Origin of the sequence: Luteibacter sp. NPDC031894 (assembly GCF_050273135.1) — a bacterium.
Lineage (GTDB): Bacteria > Pseudomonadota > Gammaproteobacteria > Xanthomonadales > Rhodanobacteraceae > Luteibacter.
The window spans coordinates 560,695-574,971 of the sequence record NZ_JBNNMV010000001.1; the positions used below are offsets into that span (position 1 = coordinate 560,695).

Annotated in this window: 12 protein-coding genes; 9 read left to right on the plus strand and 3 right to left on the minus strand. The window is 67.0% G+C overall.

The features are described from left to right. Positions 1-202: 202 nt before the first annotated feature. Positions 203-1,162, minus strand: coding sequence for a CorA family divalent cation transporter (locus ACQKIE_RS02790; protein WP_427455537.1), 960 nt, complete (start codon positions 1,160-1,162; stop codon positions 203-205). Between the two features lie 105 nt (positions 1,163-1,267). Here ACQKIE_RS02790 and ACQKIE_RS02795 point away from each other — a divergent pair, with 105 nt between their 5' ends. From ACQKIE_RS02795 to ACQKIE_RS02810, 4 genes are all read left to right on the plus strand, one after another. Further along, a complete protein-coding gene (locus ACQKIE_RS02795) occupies positions 1,268-1,561 on the plus strand; it encodes a GNAT family N-acetyltransferase (RefSeq protein ID WP_427455539.1) in 294 nt (97 codons plus the stop codon). Between the two features lie 71 nt (positions 1,562-1,632). After that, positions 1,633-3,684, plus strand: a complete 2,052-nt coding sequence (locus ACQKIE_RS02800; RefSeq protein WP_427455541.1) for a S9 family peptidase — start codon at positions 1,633-1,635, stop codon at positions 3,682-3,684. A gap of 267 nt (positions 3,685-3,951) precedes the next feature. Next, positions 3,952-5,502: a putative bifunctional diguanylate cyclase/phosphodiesterase gene (locus ACQKIE_RS02805; RefSeq protein ID WP_427455543.1), complete on the plus strand. Its 1,551-nt coding sequence runs from the start codon at positions 3,952-3,954 to the stop codon at positions 5,500-5,502. An 85-nt stretch (positions 5,503-5,587) separates the two neighbouring features. Then, positions 5,588-8,590 (plus strand): ligand-binding sensor domain-containing protein, encoded by a 3,003-nt coding sequence (locus ACQKIE_RS02810; RefSeq protein WP_427455545.1) that lies wholly within the window; start codon positions 5,588-5,590, stop codon positions 8,588-8,590. On the opposite strand, the gene ACQKIE_RS02815 is transcribed toward ACQKIE_RS02810, so the two are convergent. After that, positions 8,591-9,073, minus strand: a complete 483-nt coding sequence (locus tag ACQKIE_RS02815; protein ID WP_427455547.1) for a YajQ family cyclic di-GMP-binding protein — start codon at positions 9,071-9,073, stop codon at positions 8,591-8,593. A 120-nt stretch (positions 9,074-9,193) separates the two neighbouring features. Between ACQKIE_RS02815 and ACQKIE_RS02820 the strand changes: the two genes are divergently transcribed. From ACQKIE_RS02820 to ACQKIE_RS02835, 4 genes are all read left to right on the plus strand, one after another. Then, the gene (locus ACQKIE_RS02820) at positions 9,194-10,369 is read left to right on the plus strand and encodes an NAD(P)/FAD-dependent oxidoreductase (RefSeq protein ID WP_427455549.1); all 1,176 of its coding nucleotides are present in this window, start codon (positions 9,194-9,196) and stop codon (positions 10,367-10,369) included. 13 nt (positions 10,370-10,382) lie between these two features. Next, entirely contained in the window at positions 10,383-11,270 is an 888-nt protein-coding gene (locus ACQKIE_RS02825) for an NAD(P)-dependent oxidoreductase (RefSeq protein WP_427455551.1), read from the plus strand. An 89-nt stretch (positions 11,271-11,359) separates the two neighbouring features. Beyond that, positions 11,360-11,641, plus strand: a complete 282-nt coding sequence (locus tag ACQKIE_RS02830; RefSeq protein ID WP_427455553.1) for a hypothetical protein — start codon at positions 11,360-11,362, stop codon at positions 11,639-11,641. A gap of 83 nt (positions 11,642-11,724) precedes the next feature. After that, on the plus strand, positions 11,725-12,561 hold the full coding sequence (locus tag ACQKIE_RS02835) for a dimethylarginine dimethylaminohydrolase family protein (RefSeq protein ID WP_427455555.1): 837 nt from the start codon (positions 11,725-11,727) through the stop codon (positions 12,559-12,561). A gap of 27 nt (positions 12,562-12,588) precedes the next feature. Here the strand turns inward: ACQKIE_RS02835 and ACQKIE_RS02840 are convergent, their stop codons facing one another. Continuing rightward, on the minus strand, positions 12,589-13,464 hold the full coding sequence (locus ACQKIE_RS02840; protein WP_427455557.1) for a PhzF family phenazine biosynthesis protein: 876 nt from the start codon (positions 13,462-13,464) through the stop codon (positions 12,589-12,591). A 124-nt stretch (positions 13,465-13,588) separates the two neighbouring features. Here ACQKIE_RS02840 and ACQKIE_RS02845 point away from each other — a divergent pair, with 124 nt between their 5' ends. Then, complete coding sequence (locus ACQKIE_RS02845; protein WP_427455559.1) at positions 13,589-14,194, plus strand: rhomboid family intramembrane serine protease; 606 nt, start codon at positions 13,589-13,591, stop codon at positions 14,192-14,194. Positions 14,195-14,277: the final 83 nt, after the last annotated feature.

Below are 14,277 nucleotides of genomic sequence, written 5' to 3' on the forward strand. Positions count from 1 at the left end.
GACCACTCCCTCCCCCGAGCGGGACGCGCCACCGCGGCGGGCCCCATGTGTGTCTGTCCGGCTATCCAGGCACGGCGACCCACGTAGGTATGTCGGCTGGAAAGCCCGCGACTTTAGGGCGAAAGCGGCAGAATGTAAAAAAATGTGGATCAGGTCGCATTATCGCGTCTTCACAAACGTGAACGCGTGCGGTAGGGAGTGGCTAGTCCCCCTCGAGCCACCCCCGCCATTTGAAGAACAGCACGGGCAAGACGATGCTCAGCAGGATGGCACCGAGTGCCATCGGATAGCCGAAGGTCCAGTCCAGCTCCGGCATCCGCTTGAAGTTCATGCCCCAGATCCCGGCCAGGATGACCGGCGGGATCGTGGCCACCGACGTCACCGTCAGCACCTTCATGACGTGGTTCTGGTCGGTGCTGATGAAGCCGAGGCTCGCGTCGAGCAGGAACTGCAGCTTGTTGGTGACCTGGTCGTCGAATTCGTCGAGGGTGCGCAGGTCGTGGTCGACCACGCGCAGGCGCACTTCCACGTCGTCGGACATCCATTCGGGTTTCTTGGCGCGGACGAACGAGACGATGCGCTGCACGCCCAGCATCGACGACCGGTTTCGCGCCTGCTCACCCTCGAGCCGCCCCACCTCGAGCATGCAGGCGCGCAGGGCGGGAGTGCCGACGCGGACCGGCGTGAAGATCCGGTCGGAGAGCTTCTTCAGGTCCGCCGACACGTCCTCCATGCGCTTCGCGGCCAGGTTGACGATCGCCTCGATCAGCGTCGCGAGCACGTCGGCGCTGGAATCCCAGCGGTGCGTGTCGCAGCTCTCGCTGGCGAGTTCGAAGGCGGGCGACGACTCGAAGCGCAGCGTCATCAATACGTGGTGCGTCACGACGATGCCGACCGGTGCCGCGTGGTTGTTGCCGGTATCGGCGAAGTAGGGGATCGACAGGTACATCGCGTCGTCCTCCGTGCGAATCCGGCTGGACATCGCGAGGCTGACGATGTCACCGCGCTCCGGCACCCGCAGGCCCGTGATCTCGGCGGCGCAGCGGCGTTCGTCCTCGCTGGGGCTGACGAGGTCGATCCAGATGGGGGCGACGGGTTTACCCATGCCGGCCTTCCACTCGATGGGGCCGCCGTGTTGTCCGTGTTCGTGGATGATCAGCACGTTGCAGGATGTCCTTGGCTTGACGACCGGGCGGGCCGCGCGCGAGCAGTTTACGCTTCCGTCGAACACGCGCATGCTTACGGGCAGTCCCTTCGGAGAGCCATCATGAGCGATGTCGCCAAGCCCCTGGAAATCATTCACGACAGCGGGAAGCACGAATTTTCGGTGGTGGTCGACGGGCACCGCTGCGAGGTGGACTACCAGCTCGACGGCAAGGTCATGACCATCACCCATACCGGCGTGCCCAGCCCCGTGGGCGGACGCGGTATCGCGAACCTCCTGACGCGGTTCGCCGTGCAGGTCGCGGCGGCGCAGGGCTGGAAGGTCAAGCCGGCCTGCTCGTACGCGGCGCTGTGGTTCGAACGGAATCCTGAGTACCGGCACCTGCTCGCGCCGTAGGCGATTCCGCGGCTCCCACCGGCTTTGTGTCCGTGTTAGCTTTCATGCTTCACACACAGTCAGGGGCCCCCATGCGTACACAATGGATCGCCGCAGCCGTCGCGCTCGCTTGCGCGGGCGCCGCCTATGCCGACTCCCCGGCCAAGCGCCCGGAAGACCCGCGGATCGCCGCGATCCTCGACGCGCTGGGCAAGGTCCGCGCCATCGGCTCGGTGTCCATCTCGCCCGATGCGAAGCACCTCGCCTGGACCGTGAAGACGAACGGCAAGCCCGTGCTCGAGGTGGCCGATGTCGATGGCCGTAACGCCCATCGCGTGACCGCCAGCAAGGGTTGCAGCGAGAGCGAGGCGATCTGGGCGCCCGATTCGCGCCACCTGGCCTTCCTGTCCGATTGCGCCGGCAAGGCGGCCGGCGTGGAAGAGGGCAAGCAGAACGACATCAGCGTCGTGGACGTCACGACGAAGGCCGCGGCGAAGCGCCTGACCCACCTCACCGGCTACGTGCAGGGCCTGGAGTGGCGTCCGGACGGCAAGGCCATCGGCTTCCTGTACGTACCCAACGCCACCCGGCGCGCGAGCGCCACCGCGGCCGCGAAACCCCAGCTGGGCGAGATCGGTGTCGAGGGCATCGAAGTGCAGCAGGTCGCGACGGTCGACCTCTCTGGCGGCGCCGTCCGGACGCTCACCCCTGCCGGGCTCCACATCTACGAATTCGCCTTCTCGCCCAATGGCGACCGCATCGCCTACGTCGGCGCGGAGCCCCCGGGCGACAACAACTGGTGGGTGGCGAAGCTTTATGCGCAGCCTGCCAGTGCCGGTGCGAAGGCCGTGACGCTGGTCGACACCGCCAAGCTTTCCGGTCCCCTGAAGGACCTCCAGGTCGCCGTGCCGCGCTTCTCGCCTGACGGTGCGAAGGTCGCCTTCATCGGTGGCCTGATGAGCGACCAGGGGTCCACGGGCGGCGACATCTGGACCGTGCCGGCCGCCGGCGGCGCGGCACCGGTAGACGTCACGCCAGGCATCCGCACGACCCCCGCCTGGCTCACCTGGACGGCTCCCAACCGCCTGCTGGTCGGCGAGCACGCCGCCGGCGCGAGCCGCGTGTCGAGCTACGAGCTCGGTGACGGCGGCTCCAAGGCGACGACGCTGTTCGAGACGCCGATGAGCATCGGCGACGGGCGCCTGTCGATGTCCCTCTCGCTGACTGCCGACGCGCGCACCGCGGTCTTTACGGCGAGTTCGTTCGATAAGGCACCCGAAGTGCAGGTCGCCAGCCTCGACGGAAGCGCCGCGCCGAAGACCGTGACGTCGTTCAACGCAGGATTGAAGCCGTCCTGGGGCAAGGCCGAATCGATCGCCTGGACGAACGAGGGGCATGACGTCCAGGGCTGGCTGCTCTATCCCGCTAACTACGATCCCGCCAAGCGCTACGGCATGATCGTGTCGATCCACGGCGGCCCCGCGGCGGCGGTGACGCCGCGCTGGCCTGGCGTCGGCTATGGCGGTGCGCCGCTCTCGGCCTTGGGCTACTTCGTGTTCATGCCCAACCCGCGCGGCAGCTACGGCCAGGGCGAGGCGTTCGTGCAGGCCAACCGCAAGGACTTCGGCTACGGCGACCTTCGCGATGTATTGGCCGGCGTCGATGCCATCGAAAAGACCCATCCGGTGGACGACAAGCGCCTGGGGCTCACCGGCTGGAGCTACGGCGGTTTCATGACGATGTTCGGCGTGACCCAGACCGGACGCTTCCGCGCCGCGGTGGCGGGAGCGGGCATTTCCAACTGGCAGAGCTACTACGGCCAGAACCTCATCGACCAGTGGATGAAGCCGTTCTTCGGCGCCTCCGTCTATGACGATCCGTCGGTGTACGCCAAGAGCTCGGCCATCAACTTCATCAAGCAGGTGAAGACGCCGACCCTGGTGGTGGTGGGCGAGCGCGACGCCGAGACGCCGGCGCCACAGTCGTTCGAGTTCTGGCATGCGCTGCGCGCGCAGGGCGTGCCGACGTCGCTGGTGGTCTACGCGGGAGAGGGCCATGGCTTTGCCCGCGACGCCAGCCGTCGAGACGTCCTGGCACGCGCCCTCGCCTGGTTCGATCAGTACCTTTCGGGGAAGGGCGACTGACGGCCGTCGGCCGGCGTCGCGCCATTCGGATGGATTGCGTTTTTCCGCCGAGGCAGCATCATGCGGAAAGGGCGGACGCCGGATGGGGTCTTGCGTGGGGCTAAAGTCGGGGACGGTAGTGGCCGATAATCCGGGGGACAAGGGGCGTCACGTCCGATCTTTCCCCGGGCTTCGTGGCGCTGTCCTTGGACATTTCGTTGAATCCGCGGGCCGGCTGCTCTCCATGCCGGCCCGTGACGTGTCCCGGAAGCCGGGCCGGAGCGTGGTGTGCTGACACATCGTAGCGTCGAGAGCGGCATGCACCTCGCCGTATCGAAGTGCGCGCGCTGGTCCTTCGCGGGGCCGGCCGATGGTTCCGGTTGCGCCAGCTTCAGCACCGTCGGCGCCGGCCTCGGCTGGATGCTGTCGCTCGTCGTGGTCTGTGCTTTGGCTGCCGCCGTCATCGCCTGGCTGGTGGGCCAGCGGCGGCACCTGCACGCGAAGCTCAAGGATCCACGGGAGCAGGCCAGCCGGGCGCTGGCGTTCCACGCCTACCACGACACGCTCACCGGATTGCCGAACCGCGCCTACCTCATGCGTGAGTTGAAGGAGGCGCTGGCGGCGCCGCAGGGCGTCTCGCTCGCCGTGATGTTCATCGACCTCGACGGGTTCAAGTCGATCAACGACACCCTGGGCCACGAGGCAGGCGACAGCTTCCTGCGTGCCGTCGCTTCATCGTTGCGCAGCAGCGTGCGCGAGCGCGACACGGTGTCCCGTTTCGGCGGCGACGAATTCGTCGTGATCGTGCAGGCGTACGGCGGCATGGAGAACCTCGTCCGCGTCTGCCGCAAGGTGCTGGACCTCGTTTCCAAGCCGGTGAACGTGGCGGGCCAGTTCGTGGCGGTGAGCCCGAGCATCGGCGTGGCGGTCGCACCGCAGGACGGCATGGTCGCCGAGGCGCTCCTGCGCAATGCCGATGCGGCGATGTATGCGGTGAAGGAAACCGGCAAGGCCGACTTCCGCTTCTACGAGGAAGGCATGCTCGAACAGGCCCGCGAGCGCCTGGCCCTTACCGTGGAACTCCGCGAGGCCCTGCAGGCGGGCCAGCTGACCGTGGAATACCAGCCGAAGCGCAACCTGCGCGACGGCACCCTCGCCGGCGTGGAAGCGCTGGCTCGCTGGCCGCATCCGACCCGTGGCGACGTGCCGCCGTCGGTCTTCGTGGCCATCGCCGAGCGCTCCGGCCTCATCCATGCCCTGGGGGAATATGTGCTGCGCGCCGTGCTCAACCAGTTGCAGAGCTGGGATGCATCGGGCACGGCGGTCGACTACGTTGCGATCAACCTCTCCATGCACGAACTCAGCCGGCCGGCGTTCGTCGATACGCTGCACCGTGCCGTGCGTTCCTACGGGGTCGATCCCACGCGCATTCGCTTCGAATTGACCGAATCCACGGCGATGCGCCAGCCCGAGGCGACGATGCGCCAGCTGGTGAAGCTGCGCTCGCACGGGTTCGACCTGCTCATCGACGATTTCGGGGCCGGGTACTGGAACCTCAGTCACCTGCGCGAGCTGCCGGTGGGCACCATCAAGATCGACCAGTCCTTCGTGCGCGGCAGCAGCTCCAACCTCGCCGACCGGGTGATCACCGAAGCCATCGTGGGTCTCGCAAAGAAACTGAACATGCGCACGATCGCCGAAGGCGTGGAGACCGAGGCGCAGGCGGACTGGCTACGCGACCTTGGGTGCGATATCGGCCAGGGCTACTTCTTCGCCCGCCCGATGAGCGCCGACGCGTTCGCCCGGTACATCGATCCGACACCGGCATATGCGGGCTGACCGCCAACCGCGGACCGCTCGCCTCCCGCGCATCCGAGCACGTCTGTTCGCCCTTGTGGGATGGCTTTGCTGCGTTTTCGTTCCCTTGCTGGCGCATGCCCAGGCCACTCCCGGCAGCAAGGTCGATCCATGGGCCGTTTACGAGTCGGTTTGGTTCGACACAGTCAGTGTCGCCGACGGTCTGCCGCATTCGACCACCACGTCCATCGTCCAGGACACACGCGGCCTCATCTGGATCGGCACCTTCGGCGGCCTCGTGCGATACGACGGCTACCGCATGCAGGTGTTCGGTCAGGAACCGGACTCCTATGCGGGCGCCGTGCTTCCCGATTCCTACGTGCGCACGCTCGTGCCGCTGGACGACGGCGGGCTCCTCATCGGCACCAACGCCGGTGGACTGGTCCGCTTCGATCCCACCTCCATGCGCTTCCACGTTTATCCGATCGGTCCCGGCGGGACGTCGGACGGCAAGATTTTCGCGATTGCGCGCGGTCGCGAGCACGACACGTTCTGGATCGCCACCGAGGGCGGTGTCGACCGGCTGGACCTGGCGAGCGGCACGATCACGCACGAGTCGCCCGCTCCCGGCGACGCCAGGGACATGCTGCCGCGCACGTTCGTGGTGGCCGAGGACAGGGCGGGCCGGGTCTGGGCGGGCACCGACAACGGGTTGTTCGTGCGCCGGCCCGGAGGGCATTTCGAACGCGTGCGCTCCAGTGATCCCGCCGTGGACGAGATCCTCCACGACCAGGTCTGGGCGTTGCTCGAGGACGACCGCGGACGGCTTTGGGTCGGTACCGGCCAGTCCGGTGCCGTCTACATCGACGCCAAGGGACAGGGGCACCTGGTGCCCGGGTTCTCGGGTAAGAACGGCATGGCCCGGCGGCGGACCGTGCGCGCCTTCCACGAGACGCCGCAAGGCGTGCTCTGGGCGGCGACCGACGGCGCGGGAGTGGTTACGTACGACTTGACCACGGGCCGCCTGCGCGCGCTCGCGCACGATGCGGCGATGCCCTCGTCGTTGCCGGGCGACATCACGCGCGACATCTACCAGGACACCGCGGGCAACATCTGGGTTGCCACCGAGCTCGGCGCCGCGCACTACGATCCGCACGGCCGCAAGGTGTTCTCGGTGCTGCCGTCGCCGCTGGAAACGCGCACGTTGTCGAACGCGAACGTGCACGCCGTGTTCGTCGACCCGCGCGGCCGTGTATGGCTGGGCCTGGGCATGGGCCGGATCGACGTCCTCGACCTCGGCAAGGGCACGATGCGCCACCTGCAGCTGGGCGGCGAGCAGGCCGAGCGCGACGTCCAGGCGTTCGTCGTGGCGCCCGACGGGTCCATCTGGGCGGGCGCCCAGGGCATCTCGCGCATCGACCCGGATACCTTCGAGCTCAAGAGCTCGATGATTCCCAAGCTGGACGGACGGCTGATCCTGTCGATGCAGCGCGAGGGCGACGACATCCTCATCGGCGGCTATGACGGCTTGTTCCGTTACGACACGGTGCACGGCACGCTGACGCAGATGCGCCATGACGAGGACGACCCGAAGAGCCTCGTGGGTGACCAGGTGCGTTACATCGTGCGCATGGCTGGGGCCTGGTGGTACGCGACGATCAGCGGCATCAGCATTTCCTACGACGGCGAGCCGGGATTCGTGAACCTGCGCCACGATCCGGCCGTTCCGGACAGCCTGCCGCAGGACTACACCGGTTCCATGGCCTTCGATTCGCATGGCCGGCTTTGGTTGGGCACCTTCGGGGGCATCGCCTACCTCGAGGATTTCAAGCCGCGCGGGCCGTTCCACTTCGGGTTGGTCGGCGCGCGCGAGGGCTTGTCGAATACGAAGATCAATGCCTTGCTGGTCGACCACGACGATCGCGTCTGGGCGTCGATGGCCAACGGCGTCGCCATGGTCGATGCGGCCACCCACCGCGTCGCCGAGCTCGGCATTCGCGACGGCCTGCGCATTCCCAGCTACATCCATCGTGCGGCCGCCGAGGCACCGGGCGGCGAGTTGATGTTCGGTGGCCTGGGTGGTCTTACCGTGATCCGGCCCCAGTGGGTGGCTCCGGCGGTCGGTCCCGCGCGGCTGGCCGTGACCCAGGTTTCGGTCAACGAGCGGCCACTTGCCTTGCGCGAGATTCCCGGCGACGGCGGGCAAGTGGCGCTGGACGGCAACGGGCGCAATCTTCGCCTCGATTTCGCCTTGCTCGATTTCCGCGCGCCGATGGAAACCCATTACGCGTACCGCATGGACGGCACGGACAACGCGTGGAACGAAGTGCCGCGCGGCATCCCGCCGAGCGCGATCTATACCAACCTGCCCAGTGGCACGTATACGTTGCGCCTGCGTGCAACCATGCGGGGGCTGGATGCGCGCACGGTCGAAACCTCGCTGCGCATCGTCGTGACGCCGCGCTGGTACGAGAGCCCATGGACGTTGCTGGCCGGTATCGCCCTCGGCGTGGCCGTGTTCTTCGGACTGGTCTACCTGCGCACGCTGTACCTGCGCCGTCGCGCCGAACTGCTGCAGGCCCAGGTGGACGCGCGCACGCGCGACCTCAAGGCCGCAAACGAGCGGCTCGACCACCTGGCCGGCACCGACGAACTGACCGGATCGCTCAACCGCCGCCGCTTCCTCGAACAGGCGGAGCGTGTGCGCCAGGGCGCGGCGGCGGATGGCATCCCCTTCAGTGTGGTCCTCATAGATATCGACGATTTCAAGTCGGTGAACGACACCTACGGGCACCTGGCCGGCGATACCGTCATCCGGGAGACGATGCGCGTGATCTCGTCGATGTGCCGTGCCGACGACCTCGCCGGGCGGTTCGGCGGCGAGGAATTCATCCTCTGCCTGCCGGGGGCGCTGGCCGAGCATGCCCTGGACATCACCGAACGCGTGCGGCACGCGCTCGGCGCCATGGTCATGGTGCACGGGGACTATCGGATCCGCATCACCGTCAGCGCCGGCGTCGCCATGTGGCGCACGCCGGAATCGCTGAATTCCCTGCTGGGCCGCGCGGACGACGCGCTCTACGAGGCGAAGAACGAAGGTCGTAACCGCAGCCGTATCGCCGGCTTGTAATCAGTCGCGGAAATTCTCGAATTGCAGCGGCACCTCGACGTCCGCCTTGCGGAGCAGGGCGATGGCCGTTTGCAGGTCGTCGCGCTTCTTTCCGGTCACGCGGATCTTCTCACCGTTGATCTGGGCCTCGACCTTCAGCTTGGCCTCCTTGATCTTCGCGATGATCTTCTTCGCGATCGGCTGTTCGATCCCCTGCTTGATGGTGATCTTCTGCCGCGCTTCCGCGAGGTTCGTCTCCACCTTGCCTTCGTCCATGGCGCGGACGTCGATGCCGCGCGCGGAGAGGCGGCCGCGGAGGATGTCGAGCAACTGCTTCAGCTGGAACTCGTTGTCGGCCTTCTGGGTGATGACGTTCTCCTCGAGCTCGTACTTTGCCGAGGTGCCGCGCAGATCGAAGCGGGTGGAGACTTCCCGATTGGCCTGGTCGACGGCATTGGTGAGTTCGTGCGAGTCGACTTCCGAGACGATGTCGAAAGAGGGCATGGTCGTGGTCCTTTCGAAGGGGGGAGCGGAGGACAGTTTAGCGGGGGGAAGCGAGATCCATGCGCCATGGATCCGGGACGGCCGGTATCATGTGCGTTTATCTGGTGGTGGAAGCGGACCATGGAATACGACGTGCTCGTGATCGGGGCCGGCGCGGCCGGCCTGATGACGGCCATCGTCGCGGGCGGTCGCGGACGGCGCGTGCTCGTCGTGGACCACGCCAACCGGGCCGGGAAGAAGATCCTGATGTCGGGCGGCGGCCGCTGCAATTTCACGAACACGGCGACCACGCCGGCGAATTTCCTTTCGGCCAATCCGCATTTCTGCAAGTCGGCCCTGGCGCGGTACACGCCCTGGGACTTCATCGCCATGGTCGACCGGCATCGCATCGCCTGGCACGAGAAATCCCCGGGGCAGCTGTTCTGCGACGAATCGTCGAAGCAGATCGTGCGCATGCTGCTGGATGAATGCGCCGCGGCTGGCGTGCGCGTGGAAACCGGCTGCGCCGTCTCGCACCTGAAGGCGGCGGCCGGCGGGTTCGCCTGCGACACGCCGCTGGGCCACGTCCGCGCGGCATCGCTGGTCGTGGCGACGGGCGGCTTGTCGATTCCCAGCCTCGGCGCCACGGGCTTTGGCTATGCCGTCGCCGAGCAGTTCGGTCACGCCGTGCTGCCCGTGCGCGCCGGCCTGGTGCCGTTGACGCTGAGCGGCAAGCACCAGGAGCGCTTCGACGGCCTTGCCGGCGTCGCCTTGCCGGTGGAGGCCCGGGCGAGCGGCACATCCTTTCGCGACGCCATGCTGTTCACCCATCGCGGGCTCAGTGGTCCCGCCATCCTGCAGATATCGTCGTACTGGGAACCCGGCACCGATCTCCGCATCGACCTGTTGCCTGGCCGAGATGCGGCGGAGGCGCTGCGCGAGGGTCGCGCGGAGCGTCCGGCCGCCGAACTGAAGACGGTGCTGTCGGGCTTGCTGCCGCGCCGGCTCGCCGAGCGCCTGTGCGAGGTCTGGCTGCCGAACAAGCCCATGCGCCAGTACCGTGACGCGGAGTTGAACGGCATCGGCGCACAGTTGTCGGACTGGCCCATGGTGGCCAGTGGTACCGAAGGCTATCGCACCGCTGAGGTCACCCTTGGCGGCGTCGACACCGACGAGGTGTCGTCGTCGACGATGATGTCCCGCCGCCAGCCTGGCTTGTACTTCGTCGGCGAGGTGCTCGATGTGACCGGCCACCTCGGCGGCTACAACTTCCAATGGGCCTGGGCCTCCGGCCATGCCGCCGGCCTCGCCGTTTAACCAGGAGCAAGCGATGCAAAGCGTACGAATCGGCTTCATCGGCCTCGGCAGCATGGGTGCCGGCATGGCGGCGAACCTGTTGAAGGCTGGCCATACGGTGGCGGTATGGAATCGTTCGCCGGAGGCGACGCAGCCCCTGGCGGAGCAGGGCGCGACGGTGGCTGAGCGCGCAAGCGCCGCCGCCGAGGGCGTCGAGGTGCTGCACAGCATGCTGGCGAACGATGCGGCCGTGCGGGAGGTGATCCTCGACGGCGGCGTACTCGACGCCCTGCCGAAGGGCGCCGTACACGTGAACCACGCGACCATCTCGGTCGCGCTGGCGCGGGAGCTGGCCGTCGCGCATGAAGCGCGCGGGCTGGGCTACGTCGCAGCGCCGGTGTTCGGCCGCCCCTCGGTGGCCGCTTCCGGCGAGCTCAACATCGTCGCCGCCGGTAAGCCGGAGGCATTGGCCAGGGTCCTGCCGCTGCTGGAGCCGCTGGCCACCAAGGTGTGGCCGATGGGCGACGACCCCGTGCGCGCCACCATCGTGAAGATCGGGGGCAACTTCCTGATTGGCGCGGCCATCGAGAGCATGGCGGAAGCTTCGGCGCTCACCCGTGCGCACGGCGTATCGGCAAAGGATTTCCTCGAGGTGATGTCCGGCTCGTTGTTCGCCTCGCCGGTGTTCAAGACATACGGCGGCCTGATCGCGCAGGAGAACTACGCCCCGGCCGGGTTCAAGATGAGCCTGGGCTTCAAGGACATCGGTCTTGCCCGGGCCGCGGCGGAAGCGGAACGGGTGCCCATGCCCTTCGCCAGCGTGCTGCACGACACCCTCCTCGCCGCCCTGGCGGCGGGGGAAGGGGACCTCGACTGGTCGGCGATGGCGAAGGTGGCCGCGCAACGGGCCGGACTCGCCTGAGAGCGGGTGAGCAGCCCTTCACAATCGCTAGCCGCAGGCATTCGCCACAATCGGGGCTGCACGCTGTGTGCGACGCGATGGTGGATGACATGTCGGCAAGCTGGAAAACGGTGTACGAAGGGCAGCATGAGGGCCGCTCGATCACGGTGAGGGAGTCGGGCGACGGCACGTTCAAGGTGCTCACGAAGCAGAATGTCCACGACGAGGGCATCGCCTACCAGGACGGCAAGACCTTCGTGCACGTGTCGCCGAGCAGCGTGGGCGAGCAGGTCGAAAGCGAGGTGAACTCGCGCGAATCCCTCAAGGAAGCCTTGAAGGAACTCCACTTCTCCGCGGAAACCGTCAGCAGTATCTGTGACAAGCTGCACTGACGGGTCTCCCCGCGTTTCTGCCATGATGGGGTCTCGTCATCCCATACAGGCGCACGCCGTCCATGGCAGAAACGACGTCCCCGATGATCGAGCGCACCGTGCCCCGGCTGCTGATGTGCGCTCCCACGTTCTTCGAGGTCAGCTACGTCATCAATCCATGGATGACCGACCACGTCCATGACACCACCAGCGAGCGCGCCCGTCGTCAGTGGGATGCGCTGCGCGACACGGTGTCCCGCCACGCGGACGTGGCGCTGCAGCCGCCGGCGGAAGGGCTGCCCGACATGTCGTTCACGGCAAACGCAGGCCTCGTCCTCGGCAATGCCTTCGTACCCAGCCGCTTCCGCTACGCGGAGAGGCAGGGTGAGCAAGCGCACAACCGGGACTGGTTCGCCCGGCACGGTTTCGACATCGTCGACCTTCCGGAGGACGTCTTCTTCGAGGGTGCCGGCGATGCGTTATTCGATCGCGGTGTATCCCGCCGCCTCTGGATGGGCCATGGCCATCGGTCCGACGCGGAGGCCGCTCCCGAACTGGCGCGCCTGCTCGACATCGAGGTGCTGCCACTCAAGCTGTCCGACCCCAGGTTCTATCATCTCGACACCTGTTTCTGTCCGCTGGCGAACGGCTACCTGCTGTATTTCCCTGGCGCCTTCGATCCGCCGGCGCTCGCCCTCATCGAGAAGCACGTGCCGCCCGGCCAACGCATTCCGGTCCGCGAGCACGATGCACTCGACTTCGCCTGCAACGCCGTTAACCTCGGCCGCGTCGTGATCCTGAACCGTGCCAGCGGCGAATTGCGCGAGCGATTGGAAGGCGCCGGCTTCATGGTCGTCGAGGTGGCGCTGGACGAATTCATGAAGTCCGGCGGCGCGGCTAAATGCCTGACCCTGCGCCTGGACGAGATGCCCGGCGCCTAGCCAGCCACTCGTCACGTTCGTCCATGGTCAGAGGTCCTGCCAGTCCACGCAGCCGTCGATGATGGTGTTCGTGCGGCCGCCGACCCAGACGGCGTCGCCGTCGATGCGGATGATGATGCGGGCGTCGTGTCCCACCTCGCGGCCCTGGCTGACGACATAGCCCTTCGCCAGGTCGCCGGTACCGTCGCGCTCGGCGACATAGGCGGCGATGAGGCCGTTCGCCGCCCCGGAGGCGGGATCTTCCACGATGCCGACGCCGGCAGGGAACGCGCGGACGGCGAGGCCCCCAGAGGAGCGTGCGAACACGCATAGGCCGAGGGTGTCGGTGGCGAGTGCGAGTGCGCGGATGGCGGCGTGGTCGGGACGCCAGCCGCGCAGTTCGGCTTCGTCGGCGAACTCGGCGATCCACCAGCGGCGCCCGCCTTCGACGCAGGCCGGCGCAAGCAGGCCGGGCTTCACGCCATAGAGCACGGCCGACAGCGTCTCGCCGCCACACGAGGCGTCACCGACGATGCGTGCCTTGGGCGATTGCACGAACAATTCGCGGCCATGACCGCTGCCTTCGACGCGGATCGGCAGCACGCCGGCACCGCATTCCTGCCAGACGATGCCAGCCGCGTCAGGCGCGACAAGGCCCGCGTCGAGGGCGGCATGGGCGCTGCCGATGGTGGGATGACCGGCGAAGGGGATTTCCTTGGTCGGCGTGAAGATACGCGCCCGGTACCCCGCCCCTGCGGCGCGTGGCGGCATGAGGAAGGTCGTTTCGACCAGGTTCGTCCAGTGGGCGAAGCGCTGCATGCGCGCGTCGGACCAGCCGGCGGCGTCGACGACGACGCCCAGCGGGTTGCCGCCGCCATGACGGGCGGCGAAGACGTCGAGCTGCTTGTAACGGATGGGGGACATCGGCGGGACCGGGGAGTGGGGTCGCGACATGATACCGGCGCGACGGACCGGCGGCATTCGACAACGGTACGCGATAACGCGAAGATGCGTGCTGGCTAGACGCGTAAGGACGCTGTTTCAAGGCATGATCACGCTGCTCATCATCCTCGCGACCTGTGTGGTCTCGATCGTCGCTTTCCGCAACCACCGCCTGATGGACGACCTCATCCTCTGGCCTCCGGCCCTGAGCCGCAGCCGCGAGTACTACCGGCTGGTCACCTATGGGTTGGTGCATGCCGACGGCGGTCACCTGTTCTTCAACATGATCTCGCTGTATTTCGCGGGCCGGATCATGGAACAGTTCTTCACCGCCGCCATGGGCCCGCTCGGGTTCCTGACCTTCTACATCGGCGCGCTGGTGTTCTCGATCCTGCCTTCCTACCTTGCCAACCGGCGCAACGCGGGGTATCGCAGCCTCGGCGCCTCGGGCGCCGTGTCCGCCATCCTGTTCGCCTTCATCCTGCTGGCGCCCTGGGCGAAGATCTACCTGATCGTGGTGCCGATGCCGGCGATCCTCTACGCCGTGTTGTTCGTCGTGTACTCGATCTACATGGACAAGCGCGGCGGCGACAACGTCAACCACAGCGCACATCTCTGGGGGGCGTTGTATGGCGTGCTCTTCACCATCGCGCTGCGCCCCGGCGTGTTGCTGAACTTCATCGCGATGTTGTCGCAACCAAGGCTTTTCTGATAGCCACCTGACTATCCGAACGATTTATATGTGACTTCGGACGACAGCTGTTACATGATGCATACGACCGGAACGAAAGACCT

Bases quoted from the DNA above. Each gene is read 5' to 3' on its own strand.
- ACQKIE_RS02815 (WP_427455547.1), bottom strand. From the start codon at position 9,073: ATGCCCTCTTTCGACATCGTCTCGGAAGTCGACTCGCACGAACTCACC.
- ACQKIE_RS02840 (WP_427455557.1), bottom strand. From the start codon at position 13,464: ATGTCCCCCATCCGTTACAAGCAGCTCGACGTCTTCGCCGCCCGTCAT.
- ACQKIE_RS02830 (WP_427455553.1), top strand. From the start codon at position 11,360: ATGTCGGCAAGCTGGAAAACGGTGTACGAAGGGCAGCATGAGGGCCGC.
- ACQKIE_RS02795 (WP_427455539.1), top strand. From the start codon at position 1,268: ATGAGCGATGTCGCCAAGCCCCTGGAAATCATTCACGACAGCGGGAAG.
- ACQKIE_RS02835 (WP_427455555.1), top strand. From the start codon at position 11,725: ATGATCGAGCGCACCGTGCCCCGGCTGCTGATGTGCGCTCCCACGTTC.
- ACQKIE_RS02825 (WP_427455551.1), top strand. From the start codon at position 10,383: ATGCAAAGCGTACGAATCGGCTTCATCGGCCTCGGCAGCATGGGTGCC.
- ACQKIE_RS02820 (WP_427455549.1), top strand. From the start codon at position 9,194: ATGGAATACGACGTGCTCGTGATCGGGGCCGGCGCGGCCGGCCTGATG.
- ACQKIE_RS02800 (WP_427455541.1), top strand. From the start codon at position 1,633: ATGCGTACACAATGGATCGCCGCAGCCGTCGCGCTCGCTTGCGCGGGC.
- ACQKIE_RS02845 (WP_427455559.1), top strand. From the start codon at position 13,589: ATGATCACGCTGCTCATCATCCTCGCGACCTGTGTGGTCTCGATCGTC.